A 25,868-nucleotide genomic window follows, 5' to 3' on the forward strand; every position below is an offset into this window, starting at 1 on the left:
TTGTCATGAATAGATGGCTGTTGTGTGGTAACTCTAGCCTCTCATGTCCCTCTACCCTTTTTCACAAATTCCCCGCGGCTATTGGCTTTCACCTACTTCTGTCAGGCAGTCAGGGAAAAAGTCTTACCTAGTCCCTAGTTCCTAGTCCCCAGTCCCCAACCTTTACTGATTTTCTGCCAAGCGCTTGAGGGAAATAGTGGCAGCAGCAGAAACTTGGGGATGGCTATCTTTTTCTAAGTAATTAAGAGCTGATATACTCTTATCACTCTTCAGGTGTCCCAAGGCTTCTGCTAAACGCTGACGAACCAGCCAATCTTCTGACTGAGCAAAGCGGAGAATTTTATCTACAGATTCTACTGCTTTGATTTCTCCCAAGGCTGCGATCGCTGCTTGTTGCAATACTACTTCTGGGCCATCTAATGCCCGCATTAGCACCTCAAAGGCGCGGGGGTCTTTTAAATTGCCTAAACTAACAGCAGCACTGAACCGCACTAACCAATCTGTATCTTCGTAGAAAGCTCTTACCAAAGGTTCAAATCCTCTGATATCGGCTAGATAACCTAACGCACCAGCCGCATCAGCCCGGATACCGTAATCCGGATCTGTTTCTAACAACTTTGCCAAAATTGGAAAGCATTCTTCGGTCGGTTTTACACCTAGTGCAAATACTGCCATTGAACGAATTTGCAGATTTTCGTCATTTAAAACTTTTTTAATTAAAGGCACTGCCTCGTCTGGTGCAACTTGACGCAACGAAGCAAGAGCAATCATGCGATCGCGTGAATTTGGACTTTCTAACTGTTCGCCAATCTCTTTTAAACTGGGATGACTCATAATATTCTAAGCTTTTTAATAAATCTTAACATATTAAAAAATGGTAAGGGGGTAATAAGGAGTTGGGCAATCACCCCATTACCCGCACTTTACTTAAGGCGAAAGCGTCCCAAATGTTCTTCGCCTTGACGTTTTGGTATGGAATTTGTCACTGGTTCTAAGGAAAGAATTTCAAAATCTGTCTCAAAGTAGTGGCGAATTTCTGCGGGTGTTACACCAAAAGGAGGGCCACCCGGACGATTATGGGTGAAAAATAAGCCAATCAATTCTCCTTTAGGCTTCAACAAAGAGCTTACTAATTGCACGTAGGCTGGACGCTGTTCGGGGGAGATGGCGCAGAAGCAAGTATGCTCAACGGCGTAGTCAAAAAGTTTTAGAAACTCCGCTGGTAATTCAAAAATATCGCGTTGCAAAAATTGGGCGGTGCTACCAGTGGCATTAGCCAAAGATGTTGCGGATGCGATCGCACTCGGTGCCAAATCAACCCCGATTGTTTCAAAGCCATAACGAGCAAATAGCAAGGCATCATAACCGCGACCGCAGCCGAGAACAACTGCGCGACCAACAGGAAGTTGAGACGAATTTAGGAGACTTTCCAAAGGCGGTGCTGCCTCACCTAAATCCCAAGGAGTTGTTCCTGCTTGGTAGCGATTTTCCCAATCATTAGGTTCAGTCACTGATTGCATAATTGGTAGGTAATTGTGAATTTTGAATTAATCCTTCTTGTAACTCCTAAGTTTCCCATCCTCAAGGGTAAAACTAGCAATTTTCCAAGGCTGGATTCTGATAGATTGCTCGGCGGGAAACACTTCAGCTGCATCAATGGGACGCTCTAATAAATCAATAGGATGCGATATTGATAATCCCAAATCGCTTTTAAGTTGCATCTGTGCCTCTTCTCCGTGACATTCGTAGCACCGCAAAATCCATTGTTGCGGATTATCTTCTGACTGTTTCAACGCCATCAAAATCAAATTTTCAGCTTGTAAATCTAAAAATTGACCAACAGCAGGTAAAGACGAATTTTGTTGATTTACTGATGGCAACACTATCGCTTGCAAAGGTATATTTAGCTCATAGCCGCGTCGCACTGTATGGGCGGACTGCCAAGTGCCGGAATGAGGATATAGAGCATAAGTAAATTGATGCTTGCCTTGGTCTGCTTCTGGGTCAGGCCAAGTAGCACTGCGTAATAATGTTAGGCGTAATTCTGAAGGTTGAGCATCGTAACCGTATTTACAATCATTTAGCAAGCTGACACCGTAGTTATTGTCGCCCAGGTCAGCCCAACGCAATGCGCTGACTTCCCATTTTGCTTTTTCTTGAGGTGTTTGTGGTTGGGTGGGACGGACAATAGTACCGCAGGGAATTTCGTATGTCGCTGAATCTGTCGTCACGGTAAGCGGGAAAGCAGCTTTTACTAATACGTGACGTTCTTGCCAATCTACAGTAGTGACAATTTTCAGCACTGGCGATTCAGCTTCCAGCAGGTAATCTTGGCAAAATTCCGATTCACCCAACTGCCTCACGACGCGCAGACGAGTTTGCACTAATCCTCGTTCTACCCACTGAATAGATTTTAACTCGGTTGGAGGTAAGGCATTTTCGGTATAGTTGGGATCTATGTTCCAAGCATCCCAATATTGTCCGCTATCTTTGAATGCTTGTAGTTGATTTCCGCCGGATTTATTTATAACTTCTCTATGATTAACTCTGTCGAAAACGCTGCTTAAATCCCCTGTCTCACCGTCCACAATTACCCGCAAAAACTGATTTTCTAAAACCCAATTTTTTATGCTATTACTATCAGTATCTTGACAGGTGGCATTTTCTCCCGGTATGCTACTGCTAAAATACCCTTCTTGTTGCTGATTTAGGGAAAAATCGTCTTTTTTACATAGCCAAAAAACGCGATAACCCAAGCCGGGGATACTTTTGGCAAGAAACAGTAGAGTTGATGCCTCACCGAGTTGAACAGGCATTTTTTCCCCAACCGATGCACAAATTTGCCACCTTTGTGCAGAATCTGGTAAGTTGAGGGTAACGACCTGAGATCGTTGCCAGTTAAGGGAATTGAAGACAATAACAGGTAAAGCGTCGGGTTGCGGTGGTGGAGGAAGAGAGATAGAGGAAGCGATCGCACTCAAAGATTTCGCCAATATTTCCTCACCCACCTGTTCTACTTCCTGCCAAGCTTGGTTTGCCTCCACAAAGACTTGAGGAATCGAAGTTCCCGGCAGAATATCGTGAAATTGGTTGAATAGGACTTTTTTCCAGGCGGATTCTAACTCATCTTTGGGATAAGCCGCATTTGTAGTGATAGTTGCGAGAGAGGCGAAGAGTTCGGCTTGGTACAACAAACCTTCAGTGCGACGTAGAAAGCGCTTTTGGTCAGCGTGCGTAGTGTAGCAGCCGCGATGGAATTCTAGGTAAAGTTCGTCTTCCCAGGTAGGAATTGGGAATGGCTCCTCTGCTAACTTATCGCTAATTTGCTGTAAATAGTTGAGAGTAGAGGTAAATTCGAGGCGGGGGAAAAAGGGAGACTTTTCCCAACGCTGTTGGACTTCTAACATATCGCGGGTGGGGCCGCCGCCGTGATCGCCAACACCAGGAAGCCAAAGAGCATCTTGCAGATTAGTTTGTTTTTGCCAATCAAAGGCGTAGGATGACATCTTTATCGGGTCGATACCTTCACCGATGGGGGGAGACATCAGACTAAAAATCTCCGACCCATCAGGCGATCGCCACCAAAAAACACTATAGGGAAATTCTGTAGTGTCGTTCCAGCGCAACTTCTGGGTGACAAAATATTCAATGCCGCCAGATAAAAGAAACTGCGGGAGAGTCGCACAAAAGCCAAAAGTATCTGGCAACCAAGCGACCTTACTCACCTGACCAAATTTTTCTTGGACGTAACGCTGACCGTAAAGTAACTGACGAACAATCGACTCCCCACTAATTAAATTAAGCTCAGGTTCCACCCACATTCCGCCGACAACTTCCCAACGTCCAGCAGCAACCTGTTGTTGAATAGCAGAAAATAAATCAGGGCGATGCTGCTCAATCCAGCCATAAAGCGCTGGCGTAGAATGGCAAAACGTCAGATTAGGGAACTCCTGCTGTAACCCAAGAACAGATTCAAAAGTGCGTTGGGCAGCAACCCAAGTTTCACCAACAGGCCATAGCCAAGCTAAATCCAAATGAGCATGACCAACCAAACAGATTACTGCTTCTCTTCCCTCTGCGCTCTCTGTGCCTCTGCGGTTAATCCCTCTTGTCCAATGCAGCAGATTTTCACGAAGAGTAGAAAGCGATCGCATAAACTTCTGACCATCTGGTAATGCTTCCCAATCAATTTGGGAAACAGCTGCGGCTAATATTTCAAGTTTTTCCGGTGCCTCTTCTAGATAGCGGTGTAATACAGCTAACTCAGAAGCGACAAAACCCGGTTCCAAAGTAGATTCATACACGCAAAGCGAATTTACCAACGCCCCATCATCATGTCCCGGACTTACCAGCCGCAAGACAACCGTAATTACCTCACCCGGAGTAACAGAGGGGCTGAGTAGAACCCGTGTAGAACAATCAAATAAATCTCCCTCTTGCACCAACTTACCATTAACAAAGATTTGGGCAGAATCAGCCCACCAAGTCAGCACCAGACGTAACGCCAAACCCGTTAAAGGGAAACCAGACAAATCTTGGGGAATTAAGAATTGTTGAGCAAGCCATAAAACTTGTCTTCCCCCACTCCAAGCGATATGTTCTTTAGCATTAGGTTGGACAACTTGCCAATTATTCCACTCAGCGTCGAGTGCTTCCGAAACTGGGATATCTGCGGTACAGTAACGCCAATGGAGTTTAACATTCGCCTGAGTCAGCGCATACAGCTTTTCAATCGCTTCCGAAATCTGGCGGCTGCAAGGCTGAGATATAAAAGGTGTCTTGGAATCGGTCATTTTTAGATAGAATCAGGGCATCTACTATTTTGAGCTTTTTAGCACTTAGCTTTTTAGCATTTAGCAAAATGTCCCCCTCTTCTACTGGTCGCTATCAAAGCCGATTATTTAATTTTCTATCTCAAGCGTCCCTCAAGTTGAAGGATGAAGGCGATCGCGCCTTTCGGAATTTAAAAGTAGCAACGGTTTGGGGAGTGCAAATTCTGCTTTATCCTGTATATTTGCTAGTTCAAACTTTCCAATTAGCAGGAAAGCAGTTACAGCAAGCAGCGCCAGAAGGATTTCCCCAATTAGACGCTTCTAATAAGGATAACCAAAAAAACCGTTCTTCCTCCCAAACAACTCCCGCCGCAGATACACCAATTCAGCAAGTGCTACTCGCACTCAGTGGCGGGAAAAGTGAAATTTCAAATCCAGCGCTAGCAGCTAGTGGGAATGAATTTCTCAATTTCTTGACAGATACTGTTAATCGCGTGTCTGCGGCGTGGTGGGGATTCAAATTATTTAATAATAACTCTCTTGCTCGTAGTTCTCAGCCGGAAAATTTAACTCTCCAACCTGCTTTTCTCAAAGAGAAGGGGGGAAAATTATTCTTTACTCCGCTTTTAGGGGAAGGGTTAGCCGAATCTTCCGAGTCTTGTGCGCTGACAATTCAACTGAGTGAGGATGTATTACCCTACACTAAGACATCCATCAGCACTTCTCCACAATCATCGGAGGTATCTCCAGCAGAAATTAAAGTGCAGGGAGTGGCGACACTATTAAATACCCGTTGTTTGGTACTCGTCACAGCCGAAAATCAAATTCTGGATATTCTTAGCCATCAGCAACAGCAAAAATTACAACAACGCATCAGTTGGGAATTGGCTGATTACTGGCATCAGTTGCGGTTAGTGCAAGCATCAGCTAGAAGATCCCGAATGCGATTGCAGCCTCCCGTTGACCAAAGAAATATCTTACCACCAGTGCGGGTCTTTTGGGGATTGATGGCTTGGGTGCAAAGAGGGCCAGTTGCGATCGCGGCTAATGTCTTCCAAGAAATCACTTTTGGCAGCACAGTCACCCAGTCGCCCAGCCGCACAGCTACACAGCCGCAGGAAAGTAATATCACCCTTCATCCTACATCTTTCATCTTTCAGCTTGACCGCACAGTTGCTGAAATAGAAGTGCGACAACAAGACTTTTTAGCGAATCTGAAACCCGGTTCTCTGGAATTAGAGAAAATTTATCAATTTCCCCTACAGCGTCTACAAACTTTATTCGACAAGCCAAAACAGCAACCTACGTCTCCCGATGTTACCGATACCCAAAGTCTGAAAATTCAAGCGTTAATTCGGGCAGCAATTGACTACTTTTTTGGCAAGGGAGACGGTAAATTTCCCAGTCAAGAAACACCAGTAATTAATTCAGGTTCTAACAGGGAAATTAATCAGTTAAAAGGTCGCAATTGGACTTCAATGTTTTTACGTCAACCCAGTAGGGAACTTGCAGCAGCCGATGTTGCCGACCCGTGGTTAACGATGGACGATTTATTCGGTAAAACTGCACCTACAAAAGAGAAAATAAACAACGCTCAACAGACTTCTCAACTGTCAGGAACGAAGACAAGAATTGCTCTCCCTGTAGCCGAAAATACAGAGGTTTCTGTTAAAAATTCTATCTGGAATGTTGTTAAGCGTAACCTGTTCCGACAAAATGATTTACCGCAGTCGGAACCTGCAACAACTGGGGAAATAATTCATCGAAAGGCTTCTAGTGTAACTACTCAGAAAAAAGAGGTTGTACGCAAATCTAAAACCTCAGTTGCCAGGACTCGGCAACTGCCAGTAACATCTGTGTTAGACGCAACACACGCTGGCGTTAATAGCGCTAATGCAAACGCGATCGCACCCGTCACAGGAAACCGCTTCGCTACCCATACCCCAGATTGGATAGAAGCAGATGCACAACCTGCTGGATATGTCAAGCACCCCTTAGAATATTTACTGGAATGGCTAGATGCGGCGATGCTTTGGCTGGAAAATCTGCTGGTGAAAATTTGGCAATGGGCGAACAGAAAGACAAAAGGAAGAAGGTAACTCTCAACTACCCATTTTCCAGATTCTTTTCTCGGTGGTTCTCTATCATATGTTCGCAGGCAACTGCCATATTATTTTGGATCGTTGCCGATTTTTCGGGAAAGGCTTCGCGGGTGTAAACTTGTAATGCGTCTTTGTAGGCAGCGATCGCTATTGTTAAATTTTGGGCTTTGTCGCCCTGAATCCGATCGCGGTAGGCATTGCCGAGATTATTTTGCACCATCGCCCAATCTTCCGGAAAGGCATCGCGGGTATAAACTTCCAACGCCGCTTTGTAAGCAGCGATCGCTTTTTCTAAATTAAGAGTGCCATCGCCCTCATTCCTGTTGCGGTACGCATTGCCGAGATTGTTTTGCGTCGTCGCCCACTCTAGGGGATGATCGCGAGTAAAAATTTTAACAACTATTTCGTAAAGAGCGATCGCAATTTCCAAGTTGCTTTCTCTATCCCCTAAGGGGAACTGCGCCATCATGTTACTCAAAGTACCTAGGGTGGCAGCAAATAATGGTGCTTCTTTTGACTTTAGTTGCAGCAAAGTTGCCATTGCCCACTGCTGCAAGATTTGGGCAAATTTCCGATCCAATTTTTCCAGATTGCCTTGTAGCAGTGGATACACTACATACGGGTCGCCATTGCTATCCGAGGTTGCCTGCAAAAGTCGGGTTAAGAAATTCAGATACGCTTGGGAAGCTACTGGTGAAAAGTTGACCATTTCACCGACTAACGGGGCTGCAACATTTTGCAACCACTCGGCGGCTTCTGTATCGCCCCGTTCTAAAAGCATTGCGGCTACTCCTGCCATCGTCTTGATTAACCCAGCATCGATTAGCCCTGAATTAATCTGCAAAACCTCTCTTTCTTTGCCGCGATCGCAATTGAGTAGCGCTTGAATAATCTTGAGATAAGCTTCGAGGTGCTTTTCGTTCATGAACAATAAATCTACCTGTTGATAGATTTATTGTTCCCTAAATTTCTCAGAAATGTACCTACAAATTTATAGTTTGTTAAAAGGTACGATTAAAAAAAATTCCAAATCTCACAAAAGATACGTTTTAAGGCTCCAAAAACGTTTCCACTTTGCCATCAGGACTAAGAACGACACGGATTTGGGCATTGCGATCGCTTTCAATAGCAGAAACAAACGGTTTCCCTGGCGCAGGCATTCCCGTGTTGTCAATATACCTAACTGAAGCTTCTCCTAAAGGTCGAATGCGCTCAATTGAGCCATCCGGATTCAGTTGCAGATAGTATTGCAGAGTTTGTTTCAAATCTGCGGGTGGCTTCCAGCGCTGTTGAAGGTATTCTCTGATTTGCGCTACCTGAGGAATAGTGTCAAATAACCTGCCATCATTGGTAGCCGACCTATTATTTGATGCCAGCTCGCGCCTTCCCGCAGGTGGGGCAACACCGCGAGTAGCCACCTGAGCAGGAGCATCGTTGCTAGATGCCGAACCGGGATTAAGTAAAGGAAGATCTGGAAGTGGGGGAGGCGTAACCGGAACACTGGCGTTACTTGGCGACCCTGAAGCGCTTTCACCCCCAGAATTGCCAGTCTGCGACGGCACTATGGGCGCACTCACACCACTTTGACTGGGGATAGGCTGAAACCTATCAGGACTAAGAGTTGGTTTTACTGCTGGCTCAGGAGGTGCTTTCAGGACTGGCAGCTGTTGCCGATTGCCAGGGGCTGCGGGTGGGAAAAGTGGCTCTTGGGGTGGGGCTGGGGCTGAGGTTCGAGCTTGGGGAAGTGTACTAAAAGAGGGGGGGCTAATGTTTCTAGGGGGAGGGGGGAGCGCAGTCAGAGGGGCAGGTGCAGTCAGAGGCGACGGCGAAACGACTATGGGAGAAGAAGATAACGCACCTGGAGAGGGAGATAAGGAAGGCGTGGGCGACGCAGAAATCAACGGCGGCGGCGTTGGCGCTCCTCCTTGGAAGGGTGTTGGCGTTACTAGCGGCGACTGCGCTGTGTTTGGCAGTTGAGCGGTGGTTGTGGGTGTAGCTTGAGGTGTGGATGCAGTTTGCACTACCGCATTCTGTGATTCCAGTAGTTTTACCATAACTGCTGTCAAACCCACTCCCAGCAGAAAAATTGCCGCTGTCCGACTCCAAGCGGGGGGGTTAGAAAGCAATTTGTGGCGCTTGAGGCTCGGCAAAGCGACAAGTTCAGTCGCGTATTCATCTAAGGCTGTCGCTAAGTCGAATAATTGCAACACGCTCAGGGTAACGACTGGCCCTGTTTCTTCTGTTGCCATCTGCCCTAAAAACAGGTCGTGGGAAAGTAAACCTCTCGGTTGCAAATAGGGGGTTAAGGTGCGAGGGTACGATCCTATGGGGACAACATCTGGGTTTTGCAGTGTTGTAACTGGGACGCCTGATGCTGGTTCTTCTTGGGCTGCGGCTGTCTGAATCTTCGTCGCCGGAGGCTCGAAAGAAGACTGCTGGAGGAAGTTCTGCACGTAGCTAGTAACGCCTTCATACAAGGCTTCCAGATCAGCGCGATCGCCCTGAATTGTCACTCGTTTATCTTCTGGCTGGCGCGGATCGTCAAAGCTCAGCTCAAATCGTAGATGTTTCAGCACTGGTTGTCCTGCCCAGCGGGACAGGGGCGAGTTTTTCGCCTTTATTTCCAGCGTACAGGTGGGGGGAGTATAGCGTCTCAAAACCATTTTGCTAATTCAAGGATTGCTAATTGTTAGCGGGCGCGATCCAAAAGTGCTAACCAGAGGCGGCGATGACCGTTAGGGCTACTGTAAAACAGTAAATCAATCAGAAGTTTTAAAGCCAGGTGGGTTAAGGAGTCAGTTGATACGTTTTCTCCTTCGTCCATGCGTTCTTGATATGTGTTACTAAAGGCATCGAGATAGTCTCCTAATAACGATGCTTGATGTGGTTCGCGGTTTTGCTCGGTTAGCTGTTCGAGTAGGGCAACAGCGCGACGGATTAGCTCTTGGTGTTGTTTGGCAAGATGGCAGATGATTAAAACAAGCGATCGCGCTTCCTCTACATCTAGCTTTTTCCGGCCTCCCTGGCTCTTCCGCATTGGGTTAGATTGTCGCAGTCGCCACAAAGCTACCCGATCTGCCACTATTGACTCTAAATTCAGTTCAGCTGCTGCCTGAAGTATCGCCTCGGAACCTATGTTCGCCAATGCTTCCAAAGCCAATAAAACTAAATCCAGTTGAGCTTTGATGTTGTCCAACTGAATTTCATTCGGCTGTTGGGGAAGGGGCAAATCATCCCACTGCGGGGTTGATGCAGGTGTCTTCACGATGGAGGTCATATCTTTAGAGTAGGTGACGAGACTAGCTGTAACTTCACCGTTACCAGTCTTGAAACCAGACTCTCACGATTTGGAGAAGTTTCACAAGTCTTAGTCAAGAGCTAATGGCTAATGGCTATAACAATTAGCCATTAGCTCTTAACGCTATTTAATATAAGCAATTGTGACACCTGTGCCGCCTTCTGATGTGCCAGCTAAAGAAAAACTCTCGATTTGCGGGTGCTGTTTCAAGAATTCGTGGACTCCTTCTCGTAATTTTCCGGTTCCTTTGCCGTGTATTATCCACAGGCAGCCAGACTCCATTGCTTTAGCGATCGCTTTCTCTATAACTACTTCTGCATCAGCTACTCGACTACCCCGAATATCGATAGTATTTTGAGAAGTGCGAATTACTGGCTTCGGGCTGGGGGTTGGGGTTTGCGAATCAGATTTTGGATTTTGGTTTTTGGCTTGACTTTGTTTTTGTTCCTTGTTCTTGACTAGCTGTTCCGGTTTTTGACCATCTAGAGATTCAATATCTTCCAGCTTCACGGTCATTTTCATTAACCCGAAGCGGACAGTGAATTCTCCATCTTCGTCTGGATTAGTCAGCACTTCGGCGGTTTGATTTAAGCGAGGAATGCGGACGCGATCGCCACTTTTGGGATTAAACCCTGGTTTTTGTTTGGGTGGCGGCGATGGTGGGATATAACGTTCGGCAATTTGATTTAAGGCATTGGTTGCACCTTGGGCATCTTGAGCGGTAGCATTTCCTTGCTGTAAACGCCGAATTACTTGGGCAATTTCTCCCTTGGCTTGATTTAGAGCTTCCGCTACTGCTCTTTCTTGCGAAAGCTTTAAATCCCGCTCCCGTTCTTGCAAATTTGTTGCTTTTCGCGAAACTTCTTGATAAAAACGTTCTGCTTGTTGCAACAACTCTTGAGCTTCTTGCGCCTTGGTTTCTTGGCTGCGGCGTTGTGCTTCAAGTCCAGCAATCACCTGGTTGATGTCTTCGGATGCACCACCCACCAAACTTTGAGCATCTTCGACAATTTCCGGATTTAGTCCCAAACGTCGGGCAATTGTCAGGGCGTTAGAACGTCCGGGAATTCCCCATAATAGCCGATATGTAGGGCTGAGGGTACGATCGTCAAACTCTACGGAGGCATTTTCAAAGCGTTCGTCTTCATATTTCAGCGCTTTGAGTTCGCCAAAGTGGGTGGTGGCGATAGTCAGTTGGGCGGTATTTGCCAGATATTTTAAAAGAGCGATCGCTAATGCGCTTCCTTCCGCCGGATCTGTACCCGCACCGACTTCATCCAGCAGAATTAGGGATTGGGGATTGGGGATTGGGGATTGGGGATTGGGGATTGGGGATTGGGGATTGGGAACAGCTAATTCTTGTTCTTCCTCAGTTCCTGTATTACTTATCGCTTTTAAAATCCGACTAATGCGGCGAATATGACCAGAAAAGGTAGATAAACTCTGCTCAAGTGACTGTTCATCCCCAATATCAGCCAAAACCAGGTCAAACCAGGGCAATTCTACTGGCTCTCTGGCTGGCACAAATAACCCCACCTTCGCCATCAGTGCTGCTAACCCCAGCGTCTTCAAGGTGACAGTTTTACCGCCAGTATTAGGCCCGGTAATCGTTACTACCCGAATTTGCGGATGAACCAGTAAATCCACTGGTACAACTGCGCTACCTTGTTCGTGTCGCTGCTGCCACACCAACAGAGGATGACGCAACTGCCGCAGGGTGATGGGTTCGCCTGCATCACGTTCGATAAATTTGGCTGGATTTGCTTCTAACCAATAACTGTATCTGGCTCTAGCTGTTGCCAAATCTAAAGTGGTTGCCACTGCCAATAACTGTTCTAAATCTGGCTTAACTGCTGCCACTTGTTGAGTTAAAGCTTGGCGAATGGCTTCTTCTTCAGCTTGTTCTTGCCGTCGTACCTGCCGCATTTGATTTCCCAGCTGCACGATCGCATTTGGTTCAATAAACAGCGTTGCACCGCTGCTTGAGGTGTCGTGGACTATACCGGGAATGGCATCTTTTTGGGGTGCTTTGACAGAAATCACAAAGCGATCGCCCCGCTGTTTTATAGTCGGTTCCTGTACTGCATTGCTTTGACGCTGCAAAATTCCCTGCAATGTCTGATAAATGCGATCGCGCAATTGCCGCATCTGGATGCGAATGCCACCCAGTTTGGCACTGGCCCTATCTGCTACGTCTCCTCGCTCATCAATACAGCGGTTAATTTCCTGCTCTAGTTCTGGATAGGTGCGGATGTCAGCGACTAGCTCACTTAACACTGGCACATCTTCTTGATCGTCGATAATGCGCCGCAGTCGCCTCACTCCCGCCAGAGTTGTTGCGATCGCCAGCAACTCTTCCCCAGCCAAAAGTCCCTGAAGTTCCGCCCTTTCTAAAGAATCACCTATGTCACTAATTCCATCAAATGTCAAACCAGCCCTCAAGCGATTTTCCAGTTGGTAGACTTCCTGAGTTTGGGCGGCGAGGTGCAGACTTTCAGACTGAGCAGTGGGGATTTGCAGATGGGTTGCAGCGAAAGCTCCCAGCTTAGTTGCCGCAAATGTTGACAGATGCTGGCACAGGCGGGGCCATTCTAGTAGTTCGAGCGTCTCAGATTGAATCAAAGCTTAAAAAAAGTGCTTATATATATTCAATTTTAAGCTGTGATGAAGCTATAGAACGAGCCAGCCGCAATGATTGCCGTCAAGCAAATTGCCATTCATAGTCCTGGGCTTGGAACAACACCCACCCGATTTCCTCCCAAGGTTGCAGGGGAGTTGGGGTAGAGAGAGTAGCGATCGCTTCATCAATATTTTCTGCCTGTTCTGTGTCCAAGTCATCAAATATTTCTGTAAGTGCGTCCAAGTCGCGCTCCCTCATAGGCATAGCGAGCTGGGAATCTTTCCCGGCTGGGATTTTTCCAGTAGTAGATGCAAACATGGCGTTCCTGATGAAGATAATTTTTTCAAGCTATGGCAAGCTTCTCCTACACACATCTACCTAATTAAATAAGTTTATTTTTACTTAGTTCTATCTTTATAAGGGTGCTGGAGATAAAATTCCTCTCGCTAACAACTTTTAATTCCTTCTTTGGATAGAGGACATTAAAAAAGATTTAATTTTTCCGCTTTTCCCTGACATCGCGGCTAGGCTGGGACTTATTTTACCTAAGTTGGTAAGAATACAACAGCCAAAAGGAATAATCTCATTGTGACGAGTGCCGCAGATGGAGCATAGAAAAACCAGTGAGCCAACAACTGAGTCAAACAGTGAATCGAATAACCGATACATCTGAAGGGATTATAAAAGTGTAGTCAACAGCTCCGTTGGTTAATGAAGCTCAAGAACTAACTTCTCGTTTATGGATTTTGTGCATAAGTCTTGTAGCTATCTAAGTGCCAGTGCAACTCATTCAACAATACTAAGTATTTATGCTGTTCAACCCAGCTAACCTACCCTACTGGATCTTCCTAGGGATGGGAGTCCTTTTATTTCTATTGGTGATTGTTTCTGGTGGGGGAGACTCTGACGTAGATGCTGACGTAGATGTAGATGCTGACGCAGAGGGTGAATTTGGCGGATTGGAAATATTGGGATGGTTAGGCATTGGCAAAGCACCGCTAATTCTATTGTTAGGAACCGACTTTAGCCTCTGGGGTGTCATCGGCTGGATGCTCAATGTTTGGGTAGGTAGCCTCACTGGTGGAATTCCCAGCCGTTTTTTTGGATTAGGGGGAGTGGTGTTATTAGGTTCAATGGCAATTAGCTTATTTCTCGGAGGGCTGATTTCTCGACCTTTGGGGAAAATTTTTGCTTCCTTTGGGGAAGATGCCAGTAGCGATCGCTTGATTGGTTGCATTGGTACAGTGAGTTCTGCCTTTATCCCCCACCAGCACCGAAACAAAATTGGTCAAGTAGATGTAATTGATTCAGCGCGAAATCTCGTTACTATTAACGCCACTTTACCTAATTGGGCAAACGTTCTCCCGCGACGAGGAGAAAAAGTTTTAGTCATTGAACGTTGGGAACAATACTATTTAGTCGTCGCCAAAGATAGTTTGGATCAAGAACATTGGCTTGAAAATTCACGTAAGTAAGATATTTCTCGTTCCCAGTGTGCGACTGGTAATGAAGTTAAAGAGGCTCTGCCTCCTTATCCAGTAAATCACCTTTTTACCAATCAACAATATGCTATTTTGGCTCACTTTCATCCAATCACTACCAATTGCTAACGTCTCTGAATTAGCACCTACCGAGTTGCAAACAGAGGAGAATATTCCACTGAATGAGCAATCAAATCTATTCGCTCAAACACTCCAACCACTTCCAGTACAACCTACAGTTGCCCAATTAGGTAGCGGCATTGTCTTCCCTGGAATTATTGCCGCTTTGGTTCTTTTACTGCTGTTAAGCATTTGGGCGTATACACGGGTTTATGTTGTTACACCCAACAACGAAGCTTTTGTGAGAACTGGCGGAGTTTTTATTAAAAGTAAAGCGGTCATTCTCTATGGCGGTTGCGTTGTACTGCCAGGATTTCATCAGCTTACCCGTGTACCTTTACGGGAAATTTCCATTGATGTTGAACGCACCGGGAAGCTGGCTGTCCGTACCCAAGATTACCTCCGGGCAAATATGCGGGTGACTTTCTATGTCTGCATCAATGCCGACGAACAAGATGTTTTAACGGCGGCGGCTAGGCTATCTAGAGCTGGAAAAATCACGCCGGAAGATATTAAAGATGCTCTGGAAAAACGGGCAGACGATGCGATTCGGGCAGCGGCGAAAAATAAGAGTCTAGCCGAGATTGATTCAGACAAGATTGGGTTTGCTGATGCCGTTTTAAATCTGGTTCAGCAAGATTTGAAGAAAGTAGGTTTGACGCTAAACAATATTGCCATTTCAGAAATTGAAGAAAGCGATACCTACGATACGAATAACTTTTTCGATGCTCAAGGCGTGCGACTGCGGACTGAAACGATTCAACGCTCGATTCAACAAAAAAGAGAAGTTGAATTAACGACTCAAGTTACCATTGAGCAGAAAGAACTGGATGCTCAAAAGCGATCGCTCCAAATTGAGCAAGAGAAAGAAAACGCCAAACAAGAGCAACAGTTACAAGTAGAAGCACTCAAAGCTCAAAAACAGCGGGAAATCCAAGAATCCAGAGACAGAGAAGCAGCAACCGTGCAGCGTACCAAGATTTTGCAGCTTAAATCCGTTGAAGAAGAAGAAATTCGCAAGAAATTGGGAGTGCAACAAAGCCAAATTGAGGCAGATATTTCCCTAGAGGAACGCAATAAACAACTCAAGGTTGCACAAGCACTACAAAAACAAGAAGCAGAAGTTGCGGAAATAACCCGCCAACGCATCATTCAAGAGGAAGAAATTAACAAAAAACTGGCAGTACAACAAAGCCAAATTGAGGCAGATATTTCCCTAGAGGAACGCAATAAACAATTCAAGGTGGCGCAAACACTGCAAAAACAAGAAGCAGAAATGGCGGAAATTATTCGTCTACAGACAGTAGAATCCTCGAAATTGCAAGCGCAAGTGCAGGTAGCGGAGTCAGAAAAACTGTCAAGAATTGCCCAAGAAGAGGTAGCGATCGCAGTCGCCAACAAAAAACGGGAAAGCTTTGTCGCTGAGGCACAACAAGCGAGAGCAGAATCATCTGTGACAACGGCAAGTGCAGTTGAGAAAGCCGAACGGGACAAACAGCTTTCAATTATTGCTGCCGAACGAGAAGCCCAAGAAAAGAGTATTAGCGATCGCAACGTTGTCGAAATTGATGCTTTCCGACGCAGACGGCAAGCCGAAATTGCCCAACAAGCAGCAGAACTAGAAGCCGAAGCAATTCGCACTTTAGCAGATGCCAACCGCGACAAAGCTTTAGCCGAAGCCGAAGGTATTCAAGCCCAAATTGCCGCCCAAAATACAATTAGCGACGCTAACCTCACAGCTAAGATTATCACCACAATTTGGCCTGAGCTCGCAGATAAATTGCCAGAAATTGTCAAGGCATTGGCACCTCAACCAGGAGTTATCGGCGATGCCCGAATTTACTCCTTCCCCGGTGCCAATGGCAGCAACGGCAACGGTGCTGGTGACATCAACAAAATGTTACTATCTACCAGCGGTTTAGCCCTAATTAATACCTTGCTAGAAGATGGCAAATTAGGCTCATTAATTGGTCAAGTTAGCAATCTGGTTCGTAGCAACAACGGCAGTATTCCGCCAGAAGCTCTCACCGCCATGATTTCCTCAGTAGAAAAGCCAAGCCAAAATAACAACCAAGACGGTATGCAAATCAGTTAACCCGTCTTTCCAACCCCTCTCCTGTAGAGACGCGATATATCGCGTCTCTTTTCCATAATTGGGAAGGCGTTTAGGTCTTCTTGTCCGAGAAGTATTGGCATACGCACTCTACTTTGGGAAGATGCCACTCACTCACGGCTGAGCCAAGTTTGAATGGAATCTTACCCAGGCGAATCCAGCCACACGACAATGAGACGGTTAATCCTCCCCCTAATAGGGCTGCTGGTGCTAGTCACCTCTAGCTGTAGTTCTGAGCGTGTGGCAGCCACCCCAGAACAGGTTATACGCCAAAACAACCTCTGTCCCTCTCCCACAACCCAAGCTCAGGACTTTCGCGTGCTGGGTACCCGCCAATGGTCGCAGGGTGTAGTGGTACTCTATAGCGCCATCTGCCCCAGCAGCGATCGCAAGCAAGCGCCGCCACAGATACTTGGTTACAGCGTGCTTGTCAGTAAAGGAAGTGGCTGGGAACAGATTGGTAATGACAGCGCTGAATTCTTTACGGATCTCCCACCGTTACCGCCAGAGGAACTGGTGTGGTATGGAAGCAGCAACTACTCGAATAATAAAGGTGAGACTTACGCCCTCACTTACGGTAAGCTACTCTCGCCAAAAGTTGCTGCTGTCGAAATAACCTTTGATAACGGGAAGATTCTGCGCGACGAACCCACTAACGGTGTTTTTGTCCTAATATCACCAGGAGCTAATCACAGCTGCCAAATGCGGGTATTGGGTAAGGATGACAAAATACTGCGGCGCATTAACGGTGTGAATTTTGAACAAAATAATCGGTGCTAAGCGCTTTTTTGAGAATGCGATCGCGCTTTTGCAATTTTCACCAAATAGGGAATGCGATTGCAGCGCCTCACTTCCTATGCTTCCTCACTCAGTAGTTTTTCCTTCAGTTCCTGGCACTCTTTCGCTAACGGTATGCCTAAATCTGTAGCGATGGATAAGGCGCGATCGCAATACTCAAGAGCCAAAGCGCGATCGCCTAATTTTAGATGAAGTTCTGCCAAGTCGTTGAAAATTACAGCCTGACCCGAACGATAGCCAATTTCTAGAAAAATCTTTAAAGCCGTCTGCAACTTTTCCAGAGCTTCTGAATACTGCTCAATTTTGAATAGAGTATTCCCCAGATTTCCCAGTGCAGTTCCCTCACCGTGGCGGTTGCGAATTTCTCGTGCAATGGTCAAATGCTGCTGGATATAGTCGATGGATTCGGGATATTTCCCTAGACAGGAGCAAGCACTTCCCAAATTTCCCAGTGCAATTCCCTCACCCTTGCGATCGCCAATTTGCTGTGCAATTGTCAAACTCTGCTGGTAATAATCGATGGCTTGGAGATAATTCCCTAAAGAATAGTAAACACTTCCCAAATTTCCTAGTGCGCTTCCCTCACCCTTGCGATCACCAATTTGCTGTGCAATTGTCAAACTCTGCTGGCAATAATCGATGGCTTGGGGATAATTTCCGAGAGTACGATAAACACCTCCCAAATTTCCCAGTGCGGTTCCTTCACTCTTGCAATCGCCAATTTCTCGTGCAATGGTCAAATGCTGCTGGAGATGGTCGATAGCTTGGGAATATTCTCCTAGAAAGTAGTAAGCATTTCCCAGATTGCCCAATACAGTTCCTTCACCCTTACGCTCGCCAATTTCTCGTGCAATGGTCAAATGCTGCTGGAGATAGTCGATGACTTGGGGATAATTTCCTAGAGTTCGGTAAACAATGCCCAGATTTCCTAGTGCGGTTCCTTCACCCTTGCGATCGCCAATTTCTCGTGCAATGGTCAAATGCTGCTGGAGATAGTCGATGGCTTGGGAATAATTTCCTAGAAAATAGTAAGCATTTCCCAAACCGCCATAACAAATACTATTCCAATGATCGTTTAATTTACCCAACATTCTGTTGTATAGTTCAATCTGTTGGTGATAGTAACCCCAAATTCCTAATTGATTGTGTAATTGTTCATTAGTAGGAATATCAAGGCGAATAGAAAGGATTTGGCTGACTTCTTCCCAGTACCCCACCTCGGAGAAATGGTGAAATGCTTCTAGGTAGCCTTGCACTTGTTCTAGGTTAGAAGCATCTGGAGTTGGTTCATACGCCGTGCGCCACATCTCAGCAGCAATATAGTGATCGTCTTGCCACTCTAACCCTTGATTAGAGATTTTTCTAAGCAGTTCATAGGCTGTATTCCGAATCAAGTTATGCTGACGGAGCAAAAATTGACCAGTGTGAGTGACTGCCTCTCTAAAAACGAGATAGCGAGATTCTATAGTTCCCAGCGCAGTTGCTTTCTCTTGTTCTGTGCAACTCCCCAACATTGACAGCCAGAATCTTTCTGGCACTGGATGCCGATAAACGGAACTGCGAAGGAGGAGTGTATAGGCATAAGGTACATCTTGCTGCAACCGTTCTAAAGACTTCCTCACCCTATCTTTAACTCGCAGTTGCAACTCCTGATGACCAATCGCTGCTTCAATGGCTTCAAATTCTTGACGGTATTTGTTCCAGTACGCCACCACATTGCCATTAAACGGCTGAGTGAGGATTTCCCCAGCAATCACTTCGATAACCAGCGGATGTCCTTCATAAGCTTTCCCCATCCGCTTGAGATAATCTGCTGCCTCTGATTCAGGCGAAATCTCCTTCCCATCCCTCTTGAACAACTTCTGAAACAACTCGAACTGTTCGTTTTCATCAAGTCCCGCCAACCGTTCCTCATGCCAAAATCTTCGAGACTGGCAACTTTTAAACTGCGTTGGTAAATCCTGTGAAGTCAAAATCAGCCGACTTTGGCATTCCCCACCCGCCAGCAAGCGATTAAACAATTCCCACCACCGCTCATCCTCAAACTCATTCCTGGCAGTATCCTCATCCCCTTTCCCCTTCAGCAGCAGTTCTAGGGAATCCATCTGCACCAAGTAACAGTGATTTCGCAGCTTTTGCAGCAAGCGATTTAGCAATTCATCTGCATTTTTGCGCTCATCTGCCGTTACCTCTTCTCCCAGTTGAGTCAGCAGCGCATCTGCGGCACTGATAAAATCTCGCATACCGCTATCATCAAAATTTACACATTTATACTGTTGCCAGTCTCCCCGCAGCTCGAAACTTGCCAAGCGTTCAGCTAAAGCAGTCTTACCTTGTCCCGTGATACCAGTAATAATTAATACTCGCAATTGTCCCCGCAGCTTTTCGCTTAGCTGGCAACTCAGTTCTCCTCGCTCTACCCAAGTCTCCTCGTCATAGGCACTACAAGCGATTGAAGGAGTTTGAGGCGGGTTGACGGTTTTTACTTCATTCCCATTACCTCCGACGGTTTGAGCATCGCTACTGATTAACTCAGGCTTCTTATTAGCAAATAGAGCAATTAATGCAGGTAACTTGCGCTCCTCGTCTCCCTGAATATCAAAATTCTTATAAAGCTGTCTTAAATGCTGTTGAACAGCAGCTTCGCTCCCATTACAAACCTCACAAGCGATTTTTATCTTGGTATCACCTGCCAAGACTTTCAGAAGTACCTGTTTGCGCTTAGAAGGTAGCTTATCTAAAGTTTCTTTTATTTGTCTTTGGTTCATATAAAGGAATTCTCATAAAACTGAGATTCTTCTCACTACCAATATATGAGAGCCTCTTGCCCAAAACTGTAAAAAGATGAGTTACAGCGCAATCGTTAAACGAAGACAGCCCATGAAAGACTTCAACTGCTTCATAAAAGCCCTGGAAATCGCCCAGATTGTAGTGGCTCTTTTCGCCTTTTCCCAGCCTTTGGGAATTGCCGCTGGTGCAGCCATTCTCGGCTACCTTTACCTAATGCCCAACAACAACGAAAATGATGAGGATGAAAATCAAGAAGAGAAATAACGGAAGCTGAAGCAAAGAAGCGATCGCGCCTTTGAGTCCGCTCTTGTAGGACTTCGTTTGTGTAGCTGCGATCGCTCCACCCTAACCGGAAATCTTAACCTCACCCCCAGAACAAATTACCCATCGAATTTGATACCCTAACTTAAATAGTCTTGGGAACGGGAAGAAGCGTGGATATTGAAATTGGGCGGGGTAAAACAGCTCGTCGAGCTTATGGAATCGATGAAATTGCGCTAGTACCAGGGAATAGAACCCTAGACCCCAGTTTGGCAGATACGACTTGGCGCATCGGGGGTATTGAGCGAGAAATCCCAATTATCGCTAGTGCGATGGATGGGGTAGTAGATGTCCGCATGGCAGTTCTGCTGTCTCAACTGGGGGCTTTGGGTGTCCTCAACTTAGAGGGAATCCAAACCCGATATGAAAACCCAGAGCCGATATTAGAGCGCATTAGCTCAGTCGGAAAAGAAGAGTTTGTTGCGCTGATGCAAGAACTTTATGCCGAACCGATTAAACCAGAATTAATCGAGCGACGCATAGAAGAAATAAAAAGTCAAGGTGGGATTGCCGCAGTAAGTTCTACCCCAGCAGGGGCAACTAAGTACGGCGAGGTTGTGGCGAAAGCTGGTGCAGATTTGTTCTTCGTGCAAGCCACTGTGGTTTCTACCGCTTACCTGTCGCCAGAGTCGATAACCCCCTTGGATTTGGCGCAATTCTGTTTAGAAATGCCCATGCCAGTGATTTTGGGCAATTGCGTTACCTACGAAGTGGCTCTCTCCTTAATGAAGGCTGGGGCTGCTGGCGTGTTGGTGGGAATTGGCCCCGGCGCGGCTTGTACCTCTCGCGGCGTTTTGGGCGTGGGTGTGCCACAGGCAACAGCAGTTGCGGACTGTGCCGCTGCCCGCGATGACTATTTCAACGAAACTGGCAATTATGTCCCCGTCATCGCCGATGGCGGTTTAATCACTGGCGGCGACATCTGCAAGTGTATTGCTTGCGGTGCTGACGGGGTGATGATTGGTTCTCCGTTTGCCAGAGCAAAAGAAGCACCCGGAAGGGGGTATCATTGGGGGATGGCAACGCCAAGCCCTATTCTGCCTCGTGGTACTCGCATTCGCGTAAGCACTACAGGCACTTGCGAACAGATCCTTCGCGGCCCGGCTGCACTGGATGATGGCACTCATAACCTGCTGGGAGCTTTGAAAACCAGTATGGGGACGTTGGGAGCCAAAGACCTCAAACAAATGCAGCAAGTGGAGGTAGCGATCGCGCCCTCCTTGCTAACTGAAGGCAAACTTTATCAGAAAGCACAGCAATTGGGCATGGGTAAATAAACTTAAAGCCTAGTTTTTGGGCAAGAAAATTTTCCGGACTCAACACCAGAGTACGGGAAAAACTAAAGCCGTCGTCTAGAATAGAGAAAGCGGAGACGCATGTTTCCGTTCACTCCTCACACCACACTCCGCCCGGACTACTGTTCGGGCGGTTCCTTATTTAGGGCAGGAATAATTTATGTCTAAATGTATACGGTTTGAGGGAGAGAATGTCGGTTTTCACTATGATAGAATTGCCTATGAAATAAGAAAAATTTAAGCCAAGGATTTCTAGGGATGTCAGCAGCCGCACAAGTTACAGACGCCTCGTTTAAGCAAGAAGTACTTGACAGTGAAGTTCCCGTTTTAGTAGATTTTTGGGCCCCCTGGTGCGGCCCCTGCCGGATGGTGGCTCCTGTCGTCGATGAAATTGCTCAGCAATACGACGGTCAAATAAAAGTAGTGAAACTCAACACCGATGAGAATCCTAACGTCGCCAGCCAGTATGGAATTCGCAGCATTCCTACTTTAATGATTTTTAAAGGCGGTCAACGGGTTGATATGGTAGTGGGTGCGGTTCCTAAAACCACTCTCGCTAATACTTTGGAAAAGTATCTATAACCGCTCTCTAGGGGCAAAATACTGATAAGCCGCGAATATAGTTGTCTGTATTTTCGGAAATTATGCCCTTATGACATCAGCTGCTTCATCCTGCCTGGATGTCTTGGCTGATGGTTTTTCATAACTAAAGATATGCAAAAGCTAAAAAACCCGTTTTTTTTGGAAAAGATGGGGCTTTATTTTTTAGGTTCTCCGATTGTGTATAGTTCACAAACGGAGAATTCCTAGTATTAACTCCTATAGAAGGATACCCATATCTGCTCTGGGGACGCGAATCTAGCTACAATAGAATGCCGCCCTTGAAGCAAGAATTTATGACCATAACTCCTCCTTCCGATGCGCTTGAGTCGCTTCAGGCAGACGTAGCTGAACTAATTAACAATCTGCCGAACCTGAAACATGGAAAATGGATACAACGCGCCCTGACATTACTGGTGCGATTGGCTGGGGAGGAGATCGATCGCCTAGACTGGAAAATATTGAGCGCTTCTATGCAGGATATGGAGCGAGCATTTCAAGTATTTTATCCTTATCGACACGTCCGCAAGGTGACGATTTTTGGTTCGGCTCGGATTTCGTCGGATAGTCCAGAATACCGCATGGCTGCTGATTTTGCTCGTTCCGTGACTGGGTCGGGTTACATGGTGATGACCGGTGCTGGTGGGGGCATCATGCAGGCGGGAAATGAAGGCGCTGGTGCTGAAAATTCATTTGGGTTGAATATTCAGCTGCCTTTTGAGCAGGGAGCAAATCCGTTTATTGAGGGCGACCCTAAGCTAATTCCTTTTAAGTATTTTTTCACGCGAAAGCTGTTTTTTCTGAGAGAAAGCGATGCGATCGCACTCTTTCCCGGTGGCTTTGGTACCCAAGATGAAGCTCTGGAATGTTTAACGCTTTGCCAAACCGGAAGGTCTGGCCCCATTCCTGTAGTTTTAGTTGACCGTCCCGGTGGCAACTACTGGAAAGCTTGGGATGCTTATGTTCGCGAACATTTGGTTAAAACAGGTTTGGTGAGTCCAAACGATCCTAGTCTCTACACGATTACAGATAATTTAGATGTGGCGTGCGAGGCGATTAATAGCTTTTATCGGGTTTATCACTCCAGCCGCTATGTAGAAGAGAAATTTGTCATCCGCCTCAAGACTGACTTATCAGATGCAGATGTTGAACATCTGAATGCAGACTTCAGCGACATCTTAGTGAAGGGACAAATTGAAAAAAGTCAGGTATTACCCCAAGAGACAGGGGATGGAACTGAAAAACTGCCTCGCCTGGTTTTGTACTTTAATCAGCGGGATTTTGGTCGCTTGTATCAGATGATTGCCGTAATTAACCGTCTGGGAACTCCTTCACCAGTAGCAGCGCATCCAGAACGCAAGTAAAAATTTGTTAGCACAATTCACGCAATGCTCTGCGGGCAGCATTGGTAAAATTACCAATGCTTTATTGCTAATTTAGTGGTATTATATCTATCCTAAAATTTAATTTATCGGAAAGTTGTCGTTAGCCAGCTTTCCGATACTTCATATTTGCCGTGAATCTTCACACGAACTTTAAAAAAGGAATTAGTATTGTTACTTGATCTTTAAGCCAACTTGATAAATTCTTTAAAAAAGTGGTCTAAGATAAGTAGTTACACGGAGAAATTAAGAATTTCTTGTCTGTCTAAAGGCTGATTCTGGTAAAAATACATATAAAAAAATTAGTAAATTCATCAGTCTAAGGGACGAGAAAGGGAAATAACGGATTGACAAAATGTGAGATATAAGTTGCGGTTGTAAGCAAAAAATGCGATCGCTCTATTAGCGAAATATAAAGTGACTCGATAACAACCCAGGAGATGCTCTCTAATGATGAAATTCAGCATAGTTATCACTACCTACAACCGTTTACCGTTCCTGCGGCGGGCAATTGAATCGGCACTAGCCCAAACCTTGCCTTGTGAAGTTGTGGTAGCGGATGACTGTTCATCGGATGGTACCCAAGAATACGTTCAGAGTCTGGGCGATCGCGTTGTTTATCACCGCAACCCAGTTAACAGCGGTCACTCGGTCACAGTAAATACTGGGGTTGAGGTGGCAAAAGGAGATTGGGTCAAACTATTGGATGACGATGACTATCTGGCACCCAACTGCATTGAGGAAATGACCAGAGCGATCGCGCAACGTCCAGGCGCAGTTATTTGCTCTTGCCAAGCCATTCAAGTAGATGTCAATGGCGAAGAAGTCACCCGCACAAAACCGAGTGGCCCAGGCAACGTGTTTTACGTGCCACAAGAGGACATCCACTACGGAATGCTCATGGAAGTAGTTCCTTTTGGTACACCAGTCCAAGTTGCTTTCAAAAAAGAAGCCTTTCGCCAGTCAGGAGGTTGGGATTCAACCTTAGATGGAAACTGCGACGACATCGACTCCTGGGTAAAAATTGCTCAGTACGGTGATGCTGCCTTTGTCAATCAGTATCTCACCTTCCGGACATTATGGCCCGGTGGATGCAATCAGAAGTTTTCTCTGCAAAAACGGTTAGAAACAAATATTTTAATCAAAGAAAGAATCTACCCGTTAGTCAATGAAAAATATCGCTCATCCATACCGAAACTTAAAGAAATTCAAGCGTTTCTTAAGCTACATTGGAGCCTGGTAAGTTTAAAGCAGGGCAAAGTCGGAGCAGCTTTGAAAATGGGATATCCAGCTTTACTTTCACCTATAGCCTGGACTTCTTTAGCAAGAGTTGTTTATTCCAAAAAAATCAAACGTCAGTCTCAATATGTGCGGCAAGAAGTTATGCCATACATCGCAGCTTCTACATAAGTTGTAGACGTTGCATAAGCTGTAGGCTATCTTAAATAGGTAAATTGATTAAAATAGAGATGCAAATTATCCTATTTAAGAAACTTTGGCAAGAAAGTAAGAAGCAAATAGCGGCAGATCGTTTTATTATCATATTTAATGGTTTGACTGTATTATTGTTTTTTGCTTTGTCAATTTACGCCAAAATATGGGGAAAAGGTCAAGCAATCGAATTTATATTTGCAGATCCCTTTTCTATAAGACGACCATACTACGGCTTCTTAACCAGTGTTTCTGAAATTATATGGTGTATAGGAGCTACAACCTGTTTATTCAGTTTTAGCTTGCTAAAAAGTATTCATCCCAAGCGCAAAGGAAATTTATTTATCCTGTGTTCTGCGATTGGGCTTTTTGCTTTACTAGCCGACGATCTGTTTCGGATTACCTTAATTTTGAATGGAACCGCTGGTGTACCTAAAATAGTGATGTACTTAGTTTATGGTGTCGGCGCGATCGCTTATGGCTTTCTCTTCCGGCACCAACTCGTATCGACACCCTATATTCTGTTGCTAGTTGGTGGTTTGCTGTTCGCTATTTCTTGCATAGTAGATGTCCTACCCATCCAAGGACAGGGAACTCCGGCCATGCTAGAAGACGGAACTAAATTATTAGGAATAATTAATATTACTTTTTATTTTTGGCACGTATGTTGCGATGAAATCTTGCATGGGAAGTATGGCATACGTGTTTTTAAAGGATAGAACCAGGCGAGAATTAGGAGTTTTAC

The 25,868-nt window shown here is 45.8% G+C and carries 20 protein-coding genes; 10 read left to right on the forward strand and 10 right to left on the reverse strand.

All coding sequences use genetic code 11. The annotated features are described in order from the left end of the window. Positions 1-162: 162 nt before the first annotated feature. From NDI42_RS03855 to NDI42_RS03865, 3 genes are all read right to left on the reverse strand, one after another. Positions 163-834, reverse strand: coding sequence for a HEAT repeat domain-containing protein (locus NDI42_RS03855; RefSeq protein WP_190452707.1), 672 nt, complete (start codon positions 832-834; stop codon positions 163-165). A gap of 89 nt (positions 835-923) precedes the next feature. Next, the gene (locus NDI42_RS03860; protein WP_190452709.1) at positions 924-1,520 is read right to left on the reverse strand and encodes a methyltransferase domain-containing protein; all 597 of its coding nucleotides are present in this window, start codon (positions 1,518-1,520) and stop codon (positions 924-926) included. 27 nt (positions 1,521-1,547) lie between these two features. After that, a complete protein-coding gene (locus NDI42_RS03865) occupies positions 1,548-4,793 on the reverse strand; it encodes an alpha-mannosidase (protein WP_190452711.1) in 3,246 nt (1,081 codons plus the stop codon). A 68-nt stretch (positions 4,794-4,861) separates the two neighbouring features. Here NDI42_RS03865 and NDI42_RS03870 point away from each other — a divergent pair, with 68 nt between their 5' ends. After that, a complete protein-coding gene (locus tag NDI42_RS03870; protein WP_190452713.1) occupies positions 4,862-6,871 on the forward strand; it encodes a hypothetical protein in 2,010 nt (669 codons plus the stop codon). A gap of 7 nt (positions 6,872-6,878) precedes the next feature. Here NDI42_RS03870 and NDI42_RS03875 read toward each other — a convergent pair whose 3' ends face one another. From NDI42_RS03875 to NDI42_RS03895, 5 genes are all read right to left on the reverse strand, one after another. Continuing rightward, a complete protein-coding gene (locus NDI42_RS03875) occupies positions 6,879-7,799 on the reverse strand; it encodes a tetratricopeptide repeat-containing protein (protein WP_190452715.1) in 921 nt (306 codons plus the stop codon). A 124-nt stretch (positions 7,800-7,923) separates the two neighbouring features. After that, complete coding sequence (locus NDI42_RS03880; protein WP_190452716.1) at positions 7,924-9,537, reverse strand: DUF4335 domain-containing protein; 1,614 nt, start codon at positions 9,535-9,537, stop codon at positions 7,924-7,926. Between the two features lie 26 nt (positions 9,538-9,563). After that, the gene (locus NDI42_RS03885; protein WP_190442410.1) at positions 9,564-10,151 is read right to left on the reverse strand and encodes a DUF3038 domain-containing protein; all 588 of its coding nucleotides are present in this window, start codon (positions 10,149-10,151) and stop codon (positions 9,564-9,566) included. A 144-nt stretch (positions 10,152-10,295) separates the two neighbouring features. Further along, positions 10,296-12,794 carry an endonuclease MutS2 gene (locus NDI42_RS03890; protein ID WP_190452718.1) on the reverse strand — a complete coding sequence of 833 codons (2,499 nt, stop codon included), beginning with the start codon at positions 12,792-12,794 and terminating at the stop codon, positions 10,296-10,298. 79 nt (positions 12,795-12,873) lie between these two features. Beyond that, complete coding sequence (locus tag NDI42_RS03895) at positions 12,874-13,110, reverse strand: hypothetical protein (RefSeq protein WP_190452720.1); 237 nt, start codon at positions 13,108-13,110, stop codon at positions 12,874-12,876. Positions 13,111-13,601: 491 nt separating this feature from the next. Between NDI42_RS03895 and NDI42_RS03900 the strand changes: the two genes are divergently transcribed. The 3 genes from NDI42_RS03900 to NDI42_RS03910 all read left to right on the forward strand — a co-directional run bounded on the left by NDI42_RS03900 (position 13,602) and on the right by NDI42_RS03910 (position 17,286). Beyond that, positions 13,602-14,267, forward strand: a complete 666-nt coding sequence (locus NDI42_RS03900; RefSeq protein WP_190452723.1) for an OB-fold-containig protein — start codon at positions 13,602-13,604, stop codon at positions 14,265-14,267. Positions 14,268-14,358: 91 nt separating this feature from the next. Then, positions 14,359-16,488 (forward strand): SPFH domain-containing protein, encoded by a 2,130-nt coding sequence (locus NDI42_RS03905; protein ID WP_190452725.1) that lies wholly within the window; start codon positions 14,359-14,361, stop codon positions 16,486-16,488. Between the two features lie 153 nt (positions 16,489-16,641). Next, complete coding sequence (locus NDI42_RS03910; protein ID WP_190452727.1) at positions 16,642-17,286, forward strand: hypothetical protein; 645 nt, start codon at positions 16,642-16,644, stop codon at positions 17,284-17,286. A gap of 74 nt (positions 17,287-17,360) precedes the next feature. Here NDI42_RS03910 and NDI42_RS03915 read toward each other — a convergent pair whose 3' ends face one another. Beyond that, complete coding sequence (locus NDI42_RS03915; RefSeq protein WP_190452729.1) at positions 17,361-20,072, reverse strand: tetratricopeptide repeat protein; 2,712 nt, start codon at positions 20,070-20,072, stop codon at positions 17,361-17,363. Positions 20,073-20,184: 112 nt separating this feature from the next. On the opposite strand from NDI42_RS03915, the gene NDI42_RS03920 reads away from it, so the two are divergent. The 4 genes from NDI42_RS03920 to NDI42_RS03935 all read left to right on the forward strand — a co-directional run bounded on the left by NDI42_RS03920 (position 20,185) and on the right by NDI42_RS03935 (position 23,674). Then, on the forward strand, positions 20,185-20,358 hold the full coding sequence (locus NDI42_RS03920) for a hypothetical protein (RefSeq protein WP_190452731.1): 174 nt from the start codon (positions 20,185-20,187) through the stop codon (positions 20,356-20,358). Positions 20,359-20,528: 170 nt separating this feature from the next. After that, on the forward strand, positions 20,529-21,692 hold the full coding sequence (locus NDI42_RS03925) for a GuaB3 family IMP dehydrogenase-related protein (RefSeq protein ID WP_190423831.1): 1,164 nt from the start codon (positions 20,529-20,531) through the stop codon (positions 21,690-21,692). 276 nt (positions 21,693-21,968) lie between these two features. After that, the gene (gene trxA / locus NDI42_RS03930; protein ID WP_190423833.1) at positions 21,969-22,292 is read left to right on the forward strand and encodes a thioredoxin; all 324 of its coding nucleotides are present in this window, start codon (positions 21,969-21,971) and stop codon (positions 22,290-22,292) included. Positions 22,293-22,606: 314 nt separating this feature from the next. Beyond that, complete coding sequence (locus NDI42_RS03935; protein ID WP_190452733.1) at positions 22,607-23,674, forward strand: LOG family protein; 1,068 nt, start codon at positions 22,607-22,609, stop codon at positions 23,672-23,674. Positions 23,675-24,006: 332 nt separating this feature from the next. Here NDI42_RS03935 and NDI42_RS03940 read toward each other — a convergent pair whose 3' ends face one another. Next, on the reverse strand, positions 24,007-24,159 hold the full coding sequence (locus NDI42_RS03940) for a hypothetical protein (RefSeq protein WP_348231365.1): 153 nt from the start codon (positions 24,157-24,159) through the stop codon (positions 24,007-24,009). Here NDI42_RS03940 and NDI42_RS03945 point away from each other — a divergent pair. Both NDI42_RS03945 and NDI42_RS03950 read left to right on the forward strand, forming a co-directional pair. Continuing rightward, the gene (locus NDI42_RS03945; RefSeq protein WP_190452908.1) at positions 24,146-25,102 is read left to right on the forward strand and encodes a glycosyltransferase; all 957 of its coding nucleotides are present in this window, start codon (positions 24,146-24,148) and stop codon (positions 25,100-25,102) included. The two genes, NDI42_RS03940 and NDI42_RS03945, sit on opposite strands and share 14 nt — an antisense overlap. Before the next feature lie 44 nt (positions 25,103-25,146). Continuing rightward, positions 25,147-25,842, forward strand: coding sequence for a DUF8692 domain-containing protein (locus NDI42_RS03950; protein WP_190452734.1), 696 nt, complete (start codon positions 25,147-25,149; stop codon positions 25,840-25,842). Positions 25,843-25,868: the final 26 nt, after the last annotated feature.

The sequence above is a fragment of the Funiculus sociatus GB2-C1 genome (assembly GCF_039962115.1).
Classification (GTDB): Bacteria; Cyanobacteriota; Cyanobacteriia; order Cyanobacteriales; family FACHB-T130; genus Funiculus; species Funiculus sociatus.

Coding starts and splice junctions, on each gene's coding strand:
- NDI42_RS03870 (WP_190452713.1), top strand. CDS start 4,862: ATGTCCCCCTCTTCTACTGGTCGCTATCAAAGCCGATTATTTAATTTT.
- trxA (WP_190423833.1), top strand. CDS start 21,969: ATGTCAGCAGCCGCACAAGTTACAGACGCCTCGTTTAAGCAAGAAGTA.
- NDI42_RS03875 (WP_190452715.1), bottom strand. CDS start 7,799: ATGAACGAAAAGCACCTCGAAGCTTATCTCAAGATTATTCAAGCGCTA.
- NDI42_RS03945 (WP_190452908.1), top strand. CDS start 24,146: ATGAAATTCAGCATAGTTATCACTACCTACAACCGTTTACCGTTCCTG.
- NDI42_RS03915 (WP_190452729.1), bottom strand. CDS start 20,072: ATGAACCAAAGACAAATAAAAGAAACTTTAGATAAGCTACCTTCTAAG.
- NDI42_RS03905 (WP_190452725.1), top strand. CDS start 14,359: ATGCTATTTTGGCTCACTTTCATCCAATCACTACCAATTGCTAACGTC.
- NDI42_RS03865 (WP_190452711.1), bottom strand. CDS start 4,793: ATGACCGATTCCAAGACACCTTTTATATCTCAGCCTTGCAGCCGCCAG.
- NDI42_RS03940 (WP_348231365.1), bottom strand. CDS start 24,159: ATGCTGAATTTCATCATTAGAGAGCATCTCCTGGGTTGTTATCGAGTC.
- NDI42_RS03880 (WP_190452716.1), bottom strand. CDS start 9,537: ATGGTTTTGAGACGCTATACTCCCCCCACCTGTACGCTGGAAATAAAG.
- NDI42_RS03920 (WP_190452731.1), top strand. CDS start 20,185: ATGAAAGACTTCAACTGCTTCATAAAAGCCCTGGAAATCGCCCAGATT.
- NDI42_RS03855 (WP_190452707.1), bottom strand. CDS start 834: ATGAGTCATCCCAGTTTAAAAGAGATTGGCGAACAGTTAGAAAGTCCA.
- NDI42_RS03935 (WP_190452733.1), top strand. CDS start 22,607: ATGACCATAACTCCTCCTTCCGATGCGCTTGAGTCGCTTCAGGCAGAC.
- NDI42_RS03895 (WP_190452720.1), bottom strand. CDS start 13,110: ATGTTTGCATCTACTACTGGAAAAATCCCAGCCGGGAAAGATTCCCAG.
- NDI42_RS03910 (WP_190452727.1), top strand. CDS start 16,642: ATGGAATCTTACCCAGGCGAATCCAGCCACACGACAATGAGACGGTTA.
- NDI42_RS03900 (WP_190452723.1), top strand. CDS start 13,602: ATGCTGTTCAACCCAGCTAACCTACCCTACTGGATCTTCCTAGGGATG.
- NDI42_RS03860 (WP_190452709.1), bottom strand. CDS start 1,520: ATGCAATCAGTGACTGAACCTAATGATTGGGAAAATCGCTACCAAGCA.
- NDI42_RS03885 (WP_190442410.1), bottom strand. CDS start 10,151: ATGACCTCCATCGTGAAGACACCTGCATCAACCCCGCAGTGGGATGAT.